3 protein-coding genes are annotated in these 2311 nt (G+C 71.2%); 2 read left to right on the forward strand and 1 reads right to left on the reverse strand.

The genetic code is table 11. The annotated features are described in order from the left end of the window. Together IY392_RS11150 and bluB are read left to right on the forward strand one after the other, a co-directional pair. The coding region (locus IY392_RS11150; RefSeq protein WP_194861249.1) for a precorrin-3B C(17)-methyltransferase at positions 1-595 on the forward strand (595 nt) is incomplete at its 5' end. Further along, entirely contained in the window at positions 592-1206 is a 615-nt protein-coding gene (gene bluB / locus IY392_RS11155) for a 5,6-dimethylbenzimidazole synthase (RefSeq protein WP_231750440.1), read from the forward strand. The genes IY392_RS11150 and bluB, both read left to right, overlap by 4 nt. A gap of 7 nt (positions 1207-1213) precedes the next feature. Here bluB and IY392_RS11160 read toward each other — a convergent pair whose 3' ends face one another. Next, positions 1214-2122, reverse strand: a complete 909-nt coding sequence (locus IY392_RS11160) for an alpha/beta hydrolase (RefSeq protein WP_194861250.1) — start codon at positions 2120-2122, stop codon at positions 1214-1216. Between the last annotated feature and the right edge of the window lie 189 nt (positions 2123-2311).

Raw genomic sequence — 2311 nt, forward strand, 5'->3', positions numbered from 1 at the left:
GACCCGGCACTGCTCGGGCAACACGGTCGAGGTGGACCGGGCCAGACTCGCGCTGGACCTCGCCCGCTCCGGCCAACGCGTGGCGGTGGTCTCCGGGGGCGACGCGGGCGTGTTCGGCATGGCCGCGGCGGTCTTCGAGGCCGCCGAGGACCCTCTGTACTCCCGGATCGACGTGCGGGTCGCGCCCGGGGTGTCCGCCGTCCAGGCGGTCGCCGCACGGGCCGGGGCCCCCATCGGCGCGGACTTCGCGGTGATGAGCCTGTCCGACCGGCTCAAGCCCTGGGAGGTCATCTCGCGGCGTCTCGACGCGATCGCCGCGGCGGACCTGGTCCTGGCGGTGTACAACCCCGCCTCGCGCTCGCGCACCCACCAGGTCGCCGACGCGCGCGACGTGCTCCTGCGGCACCGCGACCCGGCCACCCCGGTGGTGGTGGGCCGGGACGTGGGCCGGGAGGGCGAATCGCTGACGATCACCACTCTCGCCGAGCTCGACTGCGGCTCGGTGGACATGAGGTGCCTGCTCATCGTGGGCGCCTCCGGGACACGCGTCACCGATTCGGGGCGCGTGTGGAGTCCGCGGTTCGTGCGGCCGTGAGTGGGACTCCCGACCGTGATGCGCTGTGGCGGATCCTCGCCACCCGTCGCGATCACCGGCATTTCGATCCCACCCCGGTCCCCCGCGAGACCATCGAGCGCCTCCTCGAGGTCTTCGCCGTGGCCCCGAGCGTCGGGCTGAGTCAGCCCTGGCACGTCACAGTGGTCCGCGACCGTGCCGTGCGCGAGGCCGTCCACGAGGGATTCCGCACCGTGCGCCGCGCCGAGTCCGAGCGCTTCGACGGTCCGCGACGGGAACTCTACGACTCGCTGCGTCTCGAGGGCATCCTCCAGGCTCCGGTCGGCCTGGTCGTCAGCCACCGGCCGCCCGCCGGGCCGGTCCTGGGCACCACGAGCGTCCCGGCGGCCACCGAGTACAGCGTGGTGGCCGCGATCACTCTGCTGTGGCTGGCCGTGACGGCCGAGGGCCTGGGCATGGGCTGGGTGAGCCTGGTCGAGCCGGACCATCTCTCTTCCAGCGTGCCCGTGCCCGACGGGGCCCGGCCCCTGGCGTACCTCTGTCTGGGACATCCCGCCCTCGAGCTGGACGAACCGTTGTTGCAGACCGTGGGGTGGGGACGCAGGTCGCCGCTGTCGGTGGACTGGGTGTAGATCCGGCTCAGGAACCGTCGAACGCCTCCCTCAGCGCATCGCACTGCGCTCGGAAGAAGTCCTTGCTGACCCCGGCGCGGGTGACGACCAGGTCGAAACCGTGGAAGGCCCCCGGCACCGGGACGAATTCGCAGCGCACTCCGGCGCGCCCGAGGCGGTCTGCGTAGGCCTTGTCCTCGTCGAAGAACAGATCCACCGTGCCGACGCCGATCCATGCCGGCGCGACACCCACCAATTCGGTGTGGCGGGCCGGACTCGCCGTGGACGGGTCGGCCCCGCCCAGGTAGCTCGTCCAGCCGAACCGATTCGACCGAGCGTCCCACAGTCGGTGTCGTGGGTCCGGGGTGTCGGTGCGGTCGTCCAGCATCGGGTACACGAGCAGTTGCAGTACCGGGTCGACGGGGCCGTCATCTCTCGCCCGGATCGCCAGTGCGGCTGCGAGGCCACCGCCGGCGCTCGCGCCACCGATGGCTGTCCGGCGGGTGTCGATGCCGGGTTGAGAGGCCAGCCAGACGAGCGCCGCGTGACAGTCGTCGAGCGCCGCCGGGAAGGGGAACTGCGGCGCCAACCGATAGTCGACCGAGACGACGGTCGCACCGGTTCTCCGAGCAAAGGCCCGGCAGAGTGCGTCATCCTGCGCCGCAGAACCGACGAGGTATCCACCGCCGTGGATCCACACCAGGCCTGGCGAGGGCGTCGAGGACTCACCGGAGGGGCGGAAGACCCGCACGGTCGCACCCGACTCGAGTTCATGCGTCTCCGTTCCCCGCAGTCCGGGCAGCAGTGTCCCGAGCTTCTGTATCGCCGGCAGTGTCCGCGGTCCCACCAATCGCGGGGGCAGCACCATTGACGCGAGTCGGAGATCGGGGTGGTACTGGCGGCGATCGCGGATGCGGCCGAGGAACGGGATGCGCATGGTCGTCCTCCGTAACGGATGAATCCCCGTGGGGTGGTGGAACTCGAATCGGCTGGATGTCCGGTCAGGGCGAACTGACCAGCCGCGCCGACCCGTCCTCCACGAGCAGCGCCTGGTCGTCGTTGACCAGGGTCAGCGGGTAGCTGTCCCCATAGGTCTCCTCGATCTGCGCGATGAGCTCGGGCGGGT

The sequence above is a fragment of the Dietzia sp. SYD-A1 genome (assembly GCF_015356725.1).
In the GTDB taxonomy this organism is placed as follows: domain Bacteria; phylum Actinomycetota; class Actinomycetes; order Mycobacteriales; family Mycobacteriaceae; genus Dietzia.

What these genes read in the sequence shown, in the direction of transcription:
- IY392_RS11160 (WP_194861250.1), bottom strand. Translation starts at nt 2,122, where the DNA reads ATGCGCATCCCGTTCCTCGGCCGCATCCGCGATCGCCGCCAGTACCAC.